General features: G+C 60.3%; 6 protein-coding genes. 1 reads left to right on the top strand and 5 read right to left on the bottom strand.

The features are described from left to right. Window positions 1–11 precede the first annotated feature (11 nt). The 3 genes from BTE54_RS10025 to BTE54_RS10015 all read right to left on the bottom strand — a co-directional run bounded on the left by BTE54_RS10025 (window position 12) and on the right by BTE54_RS10015 (window position 5,245). Window positions 12–812 carry a DeoR/GlpR family DNA-binding transcription regulator gene (locus tag BTE54_RS10025; RefSeq protein WP_078052329.1) on the bottom strand — a complete coding sequence of 267 codons (801 nt, stop codon included), beginning with the start codon at window positions 810–812 and terminating at the stop codon, window positions 12–14. Window positions 813–939: 127 nt separating this feature from the next. Continuing rightward, window positions 940–4,401 (bottom strand): pyruvate carboxylase, encoded by a 3,462-nt coding sequence (gene pyc, locus BTE54_RS10020; RefSeq protein ID WP_078052328.1) that lies wholly within the window; start codon window positions 4,399–4,401, stop codon window positions 940–942. Window positions 4,402–4,507: 106 nt separating this feature from the next. Next, window positions 4,508–5,245, bottom strand: a complete 738-nt coding sequence (locus BTE54_RS10015; RefSeq protein WP_078052327.1) for a LuxR family transcriptional regulator — start codon at window positions 5,243–5,245, stop codon at window positions 4,508–4,510. 339 nt (window positions 5,246–5,584) lie between these two features. Between BTE54_RS10015 and BTE54_RS10010 the strand changes: the two genes are divergently transcribed. Then, a complete protein-coding gene (locus BTE54_RS10010) occupies window positions 5,585–7,351 on the top strand; it encodes a glucan ABC transporter ATP-binding protein/ permease (RefSeq protein WP_078052326.1) in 1,767 nt (588 codons plus the stop codon). Window positions 7,352–7,446: 95 nt separating this feature from the next. On the opposite strand, the gene BTE54_RS10005 is transcribed toward BTE54_RS10010, so the two are convergent. Continuing rightward, a complete protein-coding gene (locus BTE54_RS10005) occupies window positions 7,447–7,692 on the bottom strand; it encodes a hypothetical protein (protein WP_065656897.1) in 246 nt (81 codons plus the stop codon). A gap of 289 nt (window positions 7,693–7,981) precedes the next feature. After that, on the bottom strand, window positions 7,982–16,477 hold the full coding sequence (locus BTE54_RS10000) for a glucoamylase family protein (protein ID WP_078052325.1): 8,496 nt from the start codon (window positions 16,475–16,477) through the stop codon (window positions 7,982–7,984). Window positions 16,478–16,517: the final 40 nt, after the last annotated feature.

Raw genomic sequence — 16,517 nt, 5'->3', positions numbered from 1 at the left:
GGCAATATCCTTCAGACTTGACCATGAGAAAACTGAACGGCGTCATCTTCGCCGCAATAAACCTGTACGCCCTTTGCCGACAGCGCCTCGACGAATGCACGGTCGGCATCCTGTTCCAGTACGAGGGAAAGAGGTGGAGAAAAATCACGCACATGGAAAGCTGCCCTGTGGCCGAGCTTTTCCGTGGTGATGGCGGCGACAATCCGCTGGCTGGCGCTGCAGGCAAGCCGCTTGAACACCGCATCCTCGAAAACATCCGCCGACAGACCCGTCTCGGCCGCAACGCCGCAGACACCGAGAATGCAGAGATCGGGCCGCATCAGTTCGAGCTGCCGAAGCGCCATGGCGTCGATCGCAGCACCTACGGCCGGATCGACCTTGCCGCCGATCAGCACCAGATCGCTATCGGCCCGCCCCGTCAGTTCAGCGGCAATGGCGGGCGTATTCGTCACCACCGTCAGGTTGAGCCCGGCCGGAAGCGCCCTTGCAATGGCGAGATTGGTGGAACCGGCATCGATGAAGACGACCATGCCCGGTTCGAGAAGCGGGACAGCGGCGCGCGCCAGCAGGGCCTTGCGGTCCGCATCCTCGGCAATCCGCGTTTTCAGCGGCACCGTTTTGCTGTCGGAAAGCAACGCTCCGCCATAAACGCGCAGGCATTCGCCCCGGGCTGCCATCTCACGCAGGTCGCGGCGCACGGTGTCTTCGGAAACGCCGAAATTCTGCGCGAGATCCTGCGCCAGCACCCGGCCGCTTTGCCGTAACTGCGCAAGGATGAGCGCCTGCCGCTCGCTGACAAAATGATCGCTCATCGAAACCCATGCATAAACCGGAATAAACGTGCACGAACATGCATATTCGAGTTTTCACGGCTACGCAACAAAAAACGCCCGCCGGAGAGGCGGGCGTCTGACACTGCATCGATGATCGGATACGGCTTTATTCTCCGTAAGCGATCAACAGATCCTTCGCATCGATCTGGTCGCCGGGGCGCACCAGAACTTCGGCGATCTTGCCGTCGCGTTCGGCGTGAAGCGCGGTTTCCATCTTCATGGCTTCGATGGAAAGCAGCACGTCACCGGCCTTGACCTCCTGGCCCTGATTGACGAAGACGCGGCTGATCACACCCGGCATCGGCGCGCCGATATGAACTGCATTGCCGGGTTCGGCCTTGCGGCGCACGGCGGAGCCGGAAGCGCCATGGGCACGATCCGGCACCTTGATGCGGCGTGGCTGACCGTTGATCTCGAAGAACACCGTCACCATGCCCTTGTCATCCGTGCCGGACGAGGCCTGATTGACGATGACCAGCGTCTTGCCGCGTTCGATATCGGCAAACAGTTCTTCGCCGTCCTCCATGCCGTAGAAATAGGCATGGGTGGGCAGCACCGAAACCGGGCCATAGGTCTCGGCTGTCAGCGCGAAATCCGTGAATACCTTCGGATACATCAGATAGGACGCGAACTCGAAATCGTCGACCTTGCGCTCCAGCTTCGTCTCGATCACTTTCCGTTCGGCATCGAGATCGGCATCTTCCAGCAGCGAACCCGGACGAACCGTGTAGGGCGCTTCGCCCTTCAGCGCCTTTTTCTGCAGGCCTGCCGGCCAGCCGCCGGGCGACTGTCCAAGATCGCCCTTCAGCATCGACACCACCGATTCCGGGAAAGACACTTCACGATCAGGGTTTTCAACGTCGGCGACCGTCAGATCCTGACTGACCATCATCAGCGCCATATCACCGACGACCTTGGAGGACGGCGTCACCTTGACGATATCGCCGAACATGCGGTTGGCGTCTGCATAGGCCTGCGCCACCTCGTGCCAGCGGCTTTCGAGACCCAGCGAACGCGCCTGTTCCTTGAGGTTGGTGAACTGGCCGCCCGGCATTTCATGCAGATAGACTTCCGAGGCCGGTCCCTTGAGATCGCTCTCGAAGGCGGCATACTGGTTGCGCACGGCCTCCCAGTAGAAGGAAATGCGGCGGATCCATTCGGTATCGAGACCCGTATCGCGTTCCGACCCCGCCAGCGCCTCCACGATCGAGCCAAGGCATGGCTGCGACGTATTGCCGGAGAAGGCATCCATTGCGGCATCGACGGCATCGACACCGGCATCCACGGCCGCAAGAACGGTCGCGGCGGAAATGCCCGAGGTATCGTGGGTGTGGAAATGGATCGGCAAACCGGTCGCCTCACGCAGCGCCTTGAACAGAACCCTGGCGGCGGCCGGTTTCAACAGGCCCGCCATGTCCTTGACGGCGATGATATGAGCCCCGGCCTTTTCAAGCTCGGCGGCAAGGTTGGTATAATATTTGAGATCGTATTTCGGACGCGCCGAATTCAACAGATCGCCGGTATAGCAGATGGTCGCCTCGCAGAGCTTGTTCTCCTCGGCAATCGCATCCATCGAGACGCGCATATTCTCCACCCAGTTCAGGCAGTCGAAGACGCGGAAAAGATCGACCCCGCCCTTTGCAGCCTGACGGACGAAATATTTGACGACATTGTCCGGATAATTCTTGTATCCGACGCCGTTCGCGCCGCGCAGAAGCATCTGCAGCAGCAGGTTCGGCGCGCCTTCGCGGATCAGCGCAAGACGCTCCCATGGGTCTTCCGTCAGGAAGCGCATGGAAACGTCGAACGTCGCCCCGCCCCAGCATTCCAGCGAGAGAAGCTGCGGCAGCGCCTTGGCGTAAACGCTGGCGACTCGGGCGATATCATGGGTGCGAACGCGGGTGGCCAGCAGCGACTGGTGCCCGTCGCGCATGGTCGTATCGGTAACCAGAACGCGTTTTTCATTGCGCATCCAGTCCGCAAAGCTCTTCGGGCCAAGCCTGTCCAGCAACTGCTTGGTGCCATCGGGCGTCGGCGCATCGATATAAGGCACGACGGGCTTGGCCGCTTTTTCGGACGGCCTGGCGCGACCCTTGGTTTCCGGGTGGCCGTTGACGGTCACGTCGGCAAGATAGGTCAGGAGCTTGGTGGCGCGGTCCTGACGCTTGACCTGCGCAAACAGTTCCGGCGTCGAATCGATGAAGCGGGTCGTATAGGTGTTGTTGCGGAAACTGTCGTGACCGATGATGGCTTCGAGGAAGGTGAGGTTGGTCGCGACGCCGCGAATACGGAATTCGCGCAGCGCGCGGTCCATGCGGTTGATCGCCTCATCCGGTTGCGGCGCCCAGGCCGTTACCTTGACGAGCAGCGGATCGTAATAGCGGGTGATGACAGCGCCGGTATAGGAAGTGCCGCCATCCAGACGGATGCCGAAGCCAGAGGCGGAACGGTAGGCGGTGATACGGCCGTAATCCGGAATGAAGTTATGTTCCGGGTCTTCAGTGGTGATACGGCACTGCAGCGCATGGCCGTTGAGACGGATATCCTCCTGGCGCGGCACGCCGGATTCCGCAGTGCCGATGGCAGCGCCTTCGAGAATATGGATCTGCGCCTTGACGATATCGATACCGGTAACGACTTCGGTGACGGTATGCTCCACCTGGATGCGCGGATTGACCTCGATGAAATAGAATTTGCCCGTATCGGCATCCATCAGATATTCGACCGTGCCGGCGCCGATATAGCTGGTGGCGGCGGCGATCTTCAGGGAGTAGGCAGCAAGTTCCTGACGCTGCGCTTCGGTGAGATAAGGCGCGGGCGCCCGCTCGACCACCTTTTGATTGCGGCGCTGGATCGAACAATCACGCTCGAACAGATGCACGACATTGCCATGCGTATCGCCGAGAATCTGGCTTTCGACGTGGCGAGCACGCTCGACCAGCTTTTCCAGATAGACCTCATCCTTGCCGAAGGCGGCTTTCGCCTCGCGCTTGGCTTCCGTCACCTCACGGGCGAGATCTTCTCGTCTGCGGATGGCGCGCATGCCGCGTCCGCCGCCGCCCCAGGAGGCTTTCAGCATGACCGGATAGCCGATTTCCTCGGCCATGCGCTCCACTTCCGCCATATCGTCGGGCAGCGGATCGGTAGCGGGAACAACGGGGACGTTGACCGAGATCGCCAGATTGCGCGCAGCCACCTTGTTGCCGAGCTGGCGCATGGTATCTGCCGTCGGTCCGATGAAGGTGATGCCGGCCTTGTTGCAGGCCTCCACGAATTCAGGGCTTTCAGACAGAAGACCGTAACCGGGATGGATCGCGTCCGCTCCGGAGAGCTTGGCTACGCGAATGACCTCCTCGATCGAAAGATAGCTCTCGATCGGTCCCATATCCTTGGCGAGATGCGGCCCCCTGCCGACCTGATAGGATTCGTCCGCCTTGAAGCGGTGCAAAGACAGCTTGTCCTCTTCCGCCCAAATCGCAACGGTTTTAATCCCAAGCTCGTTCGCTGCCCGGAAAACGCGGATCGCAATTTCGGATCGGTTGGCAACAAGTATTTTCGATATTTTCAAGACGGTCTCCCCACACGCCAAAACAAAATTTCTGCTGCACTGCGGAATTAAGCAGCAAAACCCGGTCTTGGAAAGGGCAATTCCGGCGAGAACTGTCCTGTTTGCGCTAGCTCAGCAAACCATGACGAAAAGCAAGTGCCACTGTATGCTGCCGGTTCTTTGCGCTGAAACGGCGCTGAATTCCGTTGATATACCAATCGACCGTGTGGTTGGAGATCGATAGTTGGCGTCCAATTTCGGTGGAGGTCATGCCGTCCGCCATCAGCGTCAGCACCTCCATTTCGCGCCTCGTAAGCTCGAGAGCGGAAACGTCAGGAGCATTGCTGAAGCCGTGGGACTGACCGGAAAGATCGAGCAGGCGCCAGAATACGGCACGCGTGGCCGCATCCAGAAGTTCCACCTGCAAAGAGGGCAATTGCCGATCCTGACCGCCAATGAAGACCGCACCGATGAAGCCCGCGCGGCCATGCACGGGAAAGGCGTAACCACCCTGCAGACCGTACCGGCCGGCATCGTGGAAAAAGACGCTCGCCCTTTTGCGATGCATCGCACGTGGCAGGCCCTCCAGCGCTTCCTTCCACTGAAACGGCTTGTGCACCATGCCAATCACCTTGCGGACGGGATCGACGAGATTGTATTTCTTGGCCCTGTAGACCTCCAGCCAGCCTTCGGGCAGATGTTGCGCAAGGATGTGTCCGGTGGAGGCGAGCTCCCCGGTCATCCGCCTGCTGACAAGAAAATAGTCGAAACCGTATTCGCGAATGAGCGTTGCAAATTCGGAACGAACGCGGTCGGCGCTTCCCGTCTGGTAACACGCAGAGATGAAGTGAAGAATATCATGCATAAAGACACGGGGTCCGGAGCTTGGCTTGAAGGGAATGACACGAAGGACGTGGTCCCGCGATGACGTCATGTTACTCGGGCGCCGGTCGGTTGAGATTGAACATATCGTCGTTAGCAATCCCTGAAACGAAGATGCGAAATCTTGTGACGGCAGTCCCCGGGAAACATCGGGTTCGGTTTTTTTCGGTTCGCACGCGCGGTCAATCTGTTAAGCCGCCATTCAGACAGAAAGAGCGATAATTACACAAATTTCGCCGTCTCATGCAACCTTGCTAAAATAACTTGCCTTGAGACCGAACAAACAACCGCTCGAAAAAGACGCTCGGACTGGATTGAAAATTTGACCTTGTTTCAGGTTTACACACGCGCTCTGCGCTATCTGACCGTACATAAATGGCGGGTGACGGTGGTCGTCATCGCCAACGTCATTCTTGCAGCGATCACCATCGCCGAACCGGTGCTGTTCGGCCGGATCATCGACGCCATCTCTTCCGGCACCAACGTCACGCCCATTCTCATTCTTTGGGCGGGTTTCGGTGTCTTCAACACTGTCGCTTATGTGGCTGTCGCCCGCGAGGCGGACCGGCTGGCCCATGGCCGGCGCGCTTCGCTGCTGACGGAAGCCTTCGGGCGCATCATCTCCATGCCGCTTTCCTGGCACCATCAGCGCGGCACATCCAATGCCCTCCACACGCTGCTGCGCGCCAGCGAAACGCTGTTCGGCCTCTGGCTCGAATTCATGCGCACGCATCTGGCCACCTTCGTCGCACTGGTGCTGCTCGTCCCGACCGCCATGTCCATGGACCTGCGCCTCAGCTTCGTGCTGATCGGCCTCGGTATCGTCTACTGGTTCATCGGCAAGTGGGTGATGGGCCGCACCAAGGACGGCCAGGCTTCGGTCGAAGAACACTATCATAGCGTTTTTGCCCATGTCAGCGATTCCATCAGCAACGTCTCGGTGCTGCACAGCTACAACCGCATCGAGGCCGAAACGAAGGCGCTGAAATCTTTCACCGAAAAGCTGCTGAGCGCGCAATATCCGGTGCTCGACTGGTGGGCCTTTGCCAGTGCTTTGAACCGCACGGCTTCCACCGTTTCGATGATGATCATCCTTGTCATCGGCACCGTGCTGGTGAAGAGCGGCGAGTTGCGCGTCGGCGATGTCATCGCCTTCATCGGTTTCGCTAATCTCCTGATCGGCCGTCTGGACCAGATGCGCCAATTCGTGACGCAGATTTTCGAAGCCCGCGCCAAGCTCGAGGATTTCTTCGTGCTGGAAGATTCCGTCAAGGAACGGGAAGAGCCGGGCGATGCGCGCGAATTGTCGAATGTCTCCGGCACCGTGGAGTTCCGCAACATCAATTTCGGTTTCGCCAACACCAAGCAGGGCGTTCACGACGTTTCGTTCACGGCCAAGGCCGGCGAGACAGTCGCGATCGTCGGACCGACAGGTGCCGGCAAGACCACGCTCATCAATCTCCTGCAGCGGGTCTACGATCCCGATTCCGGCCAGATTCTGATCGATGGGACCGATATTTCGACGGTGACGAAAAATTCGCTCCGCAACTCCATCGCCACGGTGTTTCAGGATGCCGGCCTGCTGAACCGCTCCATTCGCGAAAACATCCGCCTCGGCCGTGAATCGGCCACCGATGCGGAAGTGGTGGAAGCAGCGGCAGCCGCAGCGGCGACGGATTTCATCGACAGCCGCATCAACGGCTATCTGACCCAGGTGGGTGAACGCGGCAACCGCCTGTCCGGCGGCGAACGCCAGCGCATCGCCATTGCCCGCGCCATACTGAAGAACGCTCCCATTCTGGTTCTGGACGAAGCGACCAGTGCGCTGGATGTGGAAACGGAAGCTCGGGTGAAGGCCGCTGTCGACGCGCTGAGAAAGAACCGCACGACCTTCATCATCGCCCACCGCCTTTCCACGGTCCGCGATGCCGATCTCGTCCTCTTCCTCGATCAGGGTCGGATCATCGAAAAGGGTACTTTCGATGAGCTGAGCCAGCGTGGCGGACGCTTTACCTCGCTGCTGCGCACCAGCGGCCTGCTGACGGAAGACGAAAACCAGCAGCCCCGGCCAAAGGCCATTGCCTCCTGAGGGTCTGGCTGACGGAATGAAGACAGGGCGGACAGCATGTTGTCCGCCCTTTTTCTTTGTGCGCTTCCCGACGGCGCCGCCAGATCACAGGTCGTCTATCGAAGAATTCCGGTCAGGGAACTTGCCAGCCAGAAATCGATCTGCCCGAAGGGAAGGACATTTCCCAGAAAGGCGACAATACCTGCTGCGAGATTGGTCAGGAAAACTCCGAGCACCACGCCAAGCATTATTCCGACGCTCGTTTTCCGTGGGTAGCGCGCCAACCAGCAGGACAACGCCAGGGAAAGAATGGCGAGCAACGCCAACAGTGCAAGTTCTGTGAAAGATGCGCTGAATCGCAAGATAACTCCCTTCCGATCGACCGATTATTCGCGACTGTTGCTTTTCTCGAAAAGATTGACGAGACAGTCCGCACCGGACGATCCGGCACCGCGCCATCAAAACCTTCGCCAATATGACCCTATCCCGGTGCTGCGGGAGCTTCCAGCCGACGCTGCGAACTAGGTCCGGGCTTCCGTGCCATGATCCGACCCACAGACTGAGTCGGAGGCCAGGGTAGCCCCATAAAGATTCAGGCCCCCGCGTTACCACGGGAGCCTGAGTTTAAAGGCGAACGGAAACCTGATCGTCTCAGTCGAAGGGGATCACCCGATCACCTGCCGACAGGGCCTTACCATCGACGGAAACGGAGACTTCCGCCGTATCGGCCTTGCGGCTTACGACGATATCCCTGGCCCTGCCGTCGAGCGTGATCTTCACCGAGAAGCCGCTCCAGTCCTCCGGCAGCGACGGCGAAATATGCAGCTTGCCGTCGGTGCGGGTGATGCCGAGAATACCCTCGACAGCGGCGCGGTAGAGCCACCCGGCGGAACCCGTGTACCAGCTCCAGCCGCCACGGCCTGCATAAGCGCCTTCACCGTAGACATCCGCAGTCACCACGTAGGGTTCGACCCGATAGGTTTCCGATGCTGCCGCATCGAGCGCATGATTGACTGGGTTGAGCAGCTTGAAGCAGTTCCATGCCTCCTGTGCCCTACCCTGCTTCGCAAGGGCGAGAACCACCCAGGTCGCCGCATGGGTATATTGTCCGCCGTTTTCGCGCACACCCGGCGGATATCCCTTGATGTAACCCGGATCATGCGGCGCACGCGAGAAGGGCGGCGTGAACAGCCGGATAATGCCAGTCTGCTCATCGACCAGATGCTCCATGACGGCATCCATTGCCTGCCGCGACCGAGCCTCTTCGCCTTCGCCGGAGAGAACGCTCCAGCTCTGGCCGAGCGAATCGATCCGGCATTCCTCGCTTTCGGCGGAACCGAGCGGCGTGCCGTCATCGAAATAACCGCGCCGGTAGTAGCTGCCATCCCAACCCGCTGTTTCCAGCGCATTGCGTAGCTTTTCCCGGTGCGCCGCCCATTTGCCGACGCGGTCGGTATCGCCACGCTTTTCCGCAATCTCGATGAAATCGCGCAACGCTCCGGACAGGAACCAGCCGAGCCAGACGCTGGTGCCCTTGCCGCCCACGCCGACACGGTTCATGCCGTCGTTCCAGTCGCCGCCGAGGATCAGCGGCAGGCCATTTTCGCCAGTGCGATGAATGGCAAGATCGAGCGCCAGCGCCGCATGCTCGTAAAGCGTGGCGGATCTGTCGCTAGTTTCCGGCTGGAAGAAAGCGTCATGCTGGCCGGGCATCAATGCCGCCCCCTTCAGGAAGGGGATGCTTTCATCGAGGATGGCAGCATCGCCCGTGGCCGAGACATATTGGTTGATCGCATAAGCGAGCCAGACCACATCGTCCGAAATGGTGGTACGAACACCGGCGCCCGTCAGCGGCAGCCACCAGTGCTGCACATCGCCTTCCGGGAACTGGCGGCCTGCCGCGCGCAGGATCTGCTTGCGGGCGAGATCCGGCTGGTAGAGCAGGAAGGCCAGCGTATCCTGAAGCTGGTCGCGGAAGCCGAAAGCACCGCTCGACTGGTAGAAGGCAGTACGCGCCAGAATGCGGCATGCCAGCGCCTGATAGGGCAGCCAGTTGTTGACCATGTGGTTGAAGCCGGAATCAGGCGTGGAAACCTGCAACTGGCCGGTAAAGCCCGTCCAGAACGCCTTGCTCTCATCCAGCACCGTCTGGAAGTCCGCCTTACGAACATCCTTCACCAGCGCTTCGGCCTCTTCCGCATTGTCGGCATCGCCGAGAATGAAGGTCATGTGCCGTTCTTCGCCGGGCTTCAGGTGGATTTCCTGCATCAGCGCGGCACAGGGATCGCCGTCGACCTCCGTGCTGCCACTGAGTGCAGCCCCGGACACGATGCCCTGCGGCGCCTGCGCCGACCCGAAGCGGCCGATGAATTCCCGGCGACTGGTCGTGAAGCCGCTCGCTTCGCTGTCGAGCGTCAGGAAGGCCGTGCGAGCGCTATAGTCGATGCTGTAGGGGTTCGACGCGAAGATCGCATTGTTGCCGGCATCATGCCTGCTCAGAATGAACGGCGCAGATTTCTGGCCGTTATTGCCGAGCACCCATTCCACATAGGCATAGACCTTCAGACGGCGACTTTTCGAGCCCTTGTTGCGAACGATGACCTGCGAGAGTTTGACCGGTTTTTCACGGTCCACGGTCTGCGTCAGCTCCACCTCCAGCGTATCGGCCACGCCCGTCAACACGGAGTAACCGAGACCGTGGCGGGTTTCGAACATGGCTTCGGGATCGCGCGACAGCGCGGCACAGGGCGTATAGAGCTTTCCTGTCTCCACATCGGCGACATAGAAGGCCTCACCCGGCCGGTTGATGACCGGATCGTTGCTCCAGGGTGTCAGCTGATAGTCGCGCGAATTGCGGCTCCAGCTGAAACCGGCGCCTTCGGCCGAAATATGGAAGCCGAAATTCTCGTTCGAGATGACGTTGATCCATGGATGCGGCGTGGACTGCCCGCCATTGAGGCGCACGACATATTCCTGACCGCTTCTGGTAAAACCGCCGAAACCGTTCCAGAAATCGAGATCGCCCGCATCTTCCACCGGCTCCGCCACAGGGAAGACCGGAACAGGCAGACGGGCCTGTGCCGCATCGCTCGTGCCGTCGGGGCTGCGATGGGCCGCAAACAGCGATACCGCACGGTTGATCTGGTCGACGATCTTGCCGTTGCGCACGTGGAGGACGACGCGGGAAGCGGCGAGAAGCGCGCTCCAGGTCTCTTCATCCATCAGGTCGCGGCGCACCGAGAAGACGTGCGGACGTCCGCCATCGGCAGGATTGATGCGGCGCTGCGCCTCGGAAATATGATCGAGTGCATGCTGCATGTCCTGCGCATAGGACGCAGCCCGTTCGTTGACGATGACGAGATCGAAGATCACACCGCGCGAGCGCAGATATTCATGGGCGCTCAGCGCTTCACGGGCGATATCCATGTCCATATCGTCGTTGATGCGCAGGCTGAAGATCGGGAAATCGCCCGAAATCGCAAGCGGCCACAAGGCGCGCTGCGACGCGAGACCCGTTTTCAGCGTTTCCGAATCCGCACGCAGATGCATGTCCGGATAGGTCAGATAACGGCCGAGATGCTGGAAGGCGGCCGCCTGCTGCGAGGTGACGCCCACATGGCGCATCTGCACCTGCGTACGCGTCCAGGCATGCACCAGTTCATGCGCGAAGGCGTCCGGATGACGATAACGGTCGATTGCCTTGTCGACTTCCTCGCGGCTCGGCGCGGCAATCGTCCAGAAGATCACGCTCACCTTCTTGCCCGCCGGCACCCGCACGGTGCGGCGCAGCGACAGGATCGGATCAAGCGTGAAGCCGTCGGTGCTGGAAAGCGTCGCACCGGCATCGAAAGCCGCCGCTTCGCGCAGCGAGCGTCCGCGGCCGATGAACTTGGCGCGATCCGTCTCGAATTCCGTCGGGCGAGACGGGCCGGCATTGTCAGCCGCCAGGTGCGCGATGACGGTGCCGGGTTCGTTCGGGCTGCGGCGGTTGCGCCAGGCGCGGATAACGTCGCCGCGGCGGCCGATCTCCGTCTGCACGAACATGCGCGAGAACAGCGGATGGGCATTGTCGTCATCCTCCGACGCAATGACCGGCTCCAAATAGGAGGTCACTTCGATATAGCGATCCTCGGAACCGACATTGAGCAGAGTGACGCGGCGGCCTTCGGCATCGTGCTCGGTGGCGACGATGCATTCGACAACGCTTTGCAGATCGCCGGTGGTCTTGTGGAACTCGGCCTTGTCATCGGTGAAGATCGTCTTGGTCTTTTCACCTTCGATGACACGCGGCTCGGCCGTCGCACTCCACCATTGTCCATTGGTGGTGTCGCGCAGGAAGATGAAGGTGCCCCAGCGGTCGTCGGTCGGATCGGCCTTCCAGCGGGAAATGGCCTGCCCGTTCCACTTCGAATAACCGGCACCCGTGGAGGTAAGCATGGTTGAATAATGGCCGTTCGAGAGGAACACCACTTCGCGGTCGCGCGCGGCCGGGTCGGTGATGGAACGAACTTCCGCACGCAACAGATCCGCCTGTTCCTTGCCGGGGGTTTCCGGCTCGTATTTGGCGCTCATGACCGGCACTTCGCGCGGCGCCTTTTCCTGCAGCAGCAGTTCGGCCGCCTCGATCACCGGATCGGAGTGGAAGAGTTCGCGCAGCACGCCGTCAAAGGCGACGTTGGCGACGGCCGCAATCGACATGCCGTGGTGGTGTGCATAATAGTTGTAGACCACCGCGCAGACCTTGCCATCCGGCACACGTGTCGGCGTGAAATCCACCGCGTCATGGAAGCCGTACTGGCCAAGCGCGCCAAGCTTGCGCAGCTTGTCGAGGTTCTCAAGCGCACCATCCGGATCATACTGGCTGGCGAGGATCGATGCATAGGGAGCGATCACCGCATTCTGGCCAAGGCCACGCTTGAGGCCAAGCGTCGGCACACCGAAGTTGGTGTACTGATAGTTCATGTTGTGATCGCGGGCGTTGAACGCCGCTTCGGAAATGCCCCATGGCGTGCCGAGACGACGGCCATGGTTCATCTGTTCCTTGACGATCAGATTATTGGTCTGGTTGAGGATGCCACCCTGACGCTCCTGCATGACAAGCGGCGGCATCAGATATTCGAACATCGACCCAGACCAGGACACCAGCGCACCCTGCGCACCAATCGGCACGACCTGGCGGCCGAGGCGGTACCAGTGCTCGGTCGGCAGATCGCCCTTGGCAATGGCGAAGAGGCTGGTCAGGCGGCATTCGGAAGCCAGAAGGTCGTAGCAGGCCTCGTCCAGCTCCTTGCTTTCGACGCGGTAGCCAATCGACAGAAGACGGCGATCCTTGCGGTAAAGGAAGGTGAAATCCATCGAGAAGGCGAGGTTGCGGCTGCGGTCGCGCAGCGATGCGAGGCGCTGGCGCAGCGGCTCCATATTGGTGAGGTCGATGGCGCTGTCGGAAATATGCGCCTCGCAGCAATCGACGAGCAATTGCGCCCAGCGCGTCACTTCCGCGCTCTGCGCGGATTTCACCTCGTGATCGACGTTGGTTGCGAGTTTCTGGATATCGCGCGCAAGAACCGCGAGATTGATGACGCGGATCGAGGCGAATTCATGCTCGCGCTTGACGGAGGCCAGAGCGTTCGAGAAGCCGATGATGCGCTCCTCGAGGCGGCGATGCAGCGGGCGCAGGTTCTTGCGGTCGTCGGGCAGCGCCTTCAGCGTTTCGCGCAGAATGCCGGCAAGATCGCCGATACCGTCCAGATTGCCCTGAAGATGCGCTGAAGGCGCTTCTGCCCAATCACGGCAGGCAGACGAAACCGCAATAAGGTGACCGGCGAGGTTGCCGCTGTCCACCGCAGAAACATAGCGCGGTCCAAGCGTCTGCAACGTGTCGGTGTGATACCAGTTGTAGAGATGGCCACGATATTTTTCCATCTTCTCGACAGTCTGGATCGTGTTCTCGATCCGCTCCAGCGTATCGGCAAAGCTGATCCAGCCGAACTGACGCGCCGAGATGACGGAGAGCAGATAGACGCCGATATTGGTCGGCGAGGTACGCGAAGCAACGATCGGTTCCGGCGTTTCCTGGAAGTTGTCCGGCGGCAGGTGGTTTTCCTGCGGCGTCACGAAGGCCTCGTAATAACGCCAGGTGCGACGCGCGATCTTGCGAAGCTCGAAGGAGACGTGTTCCGAAACGAACAGCCGGTCTTCGGTTTCAGCCGACTGGCTGACATACCAGGCAACGGCGGGGGACAGAACCCAGAGCAGCGTGAATGGAATGCCGATCAGGAAAGCGTTGTCGCCCGGCAGCGCCGCAAACAACAGGCCAAGCATCGCCACCACGGGCGCATGCCACATCTGGCGATAATAATCGACGATGCTGCCCTGCGCGCTCGACTGCATGCTGGCGGCGGTACGCCATTCCAGCATCAGCTTGTGGCTGACGAGCAGGCGGTAAAGCGAACGGGCAATCGCATCCGTCATCATGCAGGCGGCATCGGCTATGAAGACGATACGCAGCGCAACCTGCGCATTGGTGGCGCGGATTTCCGACCAGATGGTATGGAAATGCGCCTGCGGTACAATATCGGTGGAGCGCGGCACGAGGCCGGACAGCAGGGACAGCGTGGGCGCGACGAACAGCGAGAAGATCAGCAGGATCTGCCAGATCAACGCACCGAGCGGATCCATGAAATACCAACCGAGGATCGAGGCGAAGAACCAGGCGATCGGCGTCAGCGAGCGACGCAGATTGTCGACCATCTTCCAGCGGCCGATGGCGGTAACGCCGCGGGCACGATCGAGGATAAAAGGCAGAAGCTGCCAGTCGCCACGCGCCCAGCGATGCTGGCGCGACACTTCCACCTCATAACGGGTCGGAAAGTCCTCCACCAGTTCCACATCGGTCACCAGCGCACAGCGCGCAAAGGAGCCTTCGAGCAGATCGTGACTGAGGATGGAGTTTTCCTCGATGCGGCCCTTCAGCGCCGCCTCGAAGGCATCCACATCGTAAAGGCCCTTGCCGGTAAAGGTACCTTCGGAGGTCAGGTCCTGATAGACGTCGGAAACGGTAAAGACGTAAGGATCGATACCGCGGTTGATCGAGAAAACGCGCTGGAAGACAGAGGCATCCTTGCCGGTCGTCAGCGAAGGCGTCACCCGCGGCTGCAGCAGACCGTAGCCTTCGACAACCCGTCCGGATACCGGATCGATCACCGGGCGATTGATCGGGTGGTGCATCTTGCCGACGAGCTTGGTCACCGCATCGCGCATCAGGCGCGTATCGGCATCCAGTGTCATGACGTATTTCACGCCCTCCGGCACGACGTTCGCGCCGCCGAGGAAGGTCGTATCCTTGTCGCCGCGCAGCAGCATGTTCAGTTCATGCAGCTTGCCGCGCTTGCGCTCCCAGCCCATCCAGCAGCCTTCGGCCGGATTGTAGAGGCGGCGGCGGTGCAGCAGGTAAAAGCGCGTCTTGCCATCAAAGGCATAACGGCTGTTCAGCGCCGCAAGCTCGCGCTTGGCATAATCGAGAATCTCGAGGTCATCGTCGGACTGCTCGTATTGCGCGTCGCGCCAGTCGCTCACCAGCGAGAAGTAGATCTCGCCATGCGGATTGGCGAGATAATGCACTTCGATATTGCGCATCATCTCGTCGACACTGTCGCGGCTGGTCAGCATGCAGGGCACGGCGACTAATGTGCGGGCGTCCTGCGGAATGCCGTTCTTGAACTCGTATCCGACCAGCCGGAACGGTTTCACGAAGAAGGTGACGAGGGTGTTGAAGAGGCCGGTCGCGCCTTCGGATGCCGGCAATGCGAACATCAGCAGGAAGGCGGTTACGACATACCAGGGCATGCCCGCCTGCGCCAGGTACCAGCCGACAGCGAGCATGGCGAGCGCGGTGATGAGAAGGACCGGCGCGGCGATTGCCAGCCAGTTGAACTTGCGCATCGAGCGCACGATACGCTGCGACACCAGCGGCCGGTAACCCAAAGCCTTTTCAAGCTCGAAGCGGCGCTGGCCGACGAGCACGGAGCCGACATTGACGCGATGGGTTTCATCCGCACCCGCCGGCGTCTCCGAACGCGCCATTTCGACAGCGGCGCGCGCAACCTCGACTTCGGTCTTGGGAGAACGGCGCGCCAGAAGTTCGATCGTGTTGCGGTAGGTGTTGCGCGAACCGAAATCGAGAACCTCGTAGTCGGTCTCTTCGCGCAGAACCTTGTCGATATGGCTGACTTCCTCGAACCACACCGACCATTCGGTATCGTCGATTTCGCGCAGGCTCTTGACGATGTTGCCCATCGTCACATTGCCGGATGCCAGGCGATTATGTTCCGACATCATGACGTTTTCGGCATCGGTGCCGGCAGCATGAAGACGCTCTTCAAGCCACGCAACCGCCAAACCGGAGGTCTGTGAGCCATTGCGAAGACGATAGAGGAACTGCGTCGCGAAAGTCGGATCGTCAACCAGCGAATCGACCTGCTTGAGAAGCGCGGCCGACGCCTCGGCATCGTTCAGACGGATGATTTCATCAACGACCTCATTCGCCTTCTGGCGCATGCGGCGCGAACGCTCCACACGAATGGAGATGCGGCGGAGATTTTCGATGAGGACGAAACGGATGATCGACGGCAAAGCCCACAATTCGCCGATCTGCAGCGTCTTCGAGGTCTGATAGCCATCCACCAGCGCCGTCATGTTTTCGCGCGAAACCGTGCTGTGGGTATGGGCGACATAAAGCCAGCCGAGCGCCATGACCCGCGGGATCGTCACGCCGCCCACCGTCATCGTCGGCAGCTGGCGATAGAACTTGCGCGGAAAATCGCGGCGGACTTCCTGGATCGCCTCTTCGATGACGTAGTGATTGTCGAGCAGCCATTCCGCCGCCGGCGTTATCGTCGCGCCATTTTCCGCATCGACGGCCGTGGTACGATAGACCCTGAGGATTTCCTTCTCGTTCTCGCGATGACGCTCGAAGAAATCGAATTCCATGAAGCCGGGAAGACTGTCGGCGCCATCGCGCGAAAGCGCGGCGCCCGCATCATGCAGTTCCTCCACCGTCATATAGGACGCGCGGATCGAATCGTTGTGATCGATCTGCTTCGTCTCGGAATCACGGGCGGCGGCGGTCGGGGTAATATGAAATGACATCGGGCTCGTATTCTGAACTTTATGGAAACTTGTTCGACTT

This window comes from Agrobacterium sp. YIC 4121 (assembly GCF_002008205.1).
In the GTDB taxonomy this organism is placed as follows: domain Bacteria; phylum Pseudomonadota; class Alphaproteobacteria; order Rhizobiales; family Rhizobiaceae; genus Agrobacterium; species Agrobacterium leguminum.
The sequence above is the reverse complement of the archived record's forward strand: the minus strand, read 5'-3'. Positions and strand labels throughout refer to the sequence as shown.

Bases quoted from the DNA above. Each gene is read 5' to 3' on its own strand.
- BTE54_RS10025 (WP_078052329.1), bottom strand. From the start codon at position 812: ATGAGCGATCATTTTGTCAGCGAGCGGCAGGCGCTCATCCTTGCGCAG.
- BTE54_RS10015 (WP_078052327.1), bottom strand. From the start codon at position 5,245: ATGCATGATATTCTTCACTTCATCTCTGCGTGTTACCAGACGGGAAGC.
- BTE54_RS10000 (WP_078052325.1), bottom strand. From the start codon at position 16,477: ATGTCATTTCATATTACCCCGACCGCCGCCGCCCGTGATTCCGAGACG.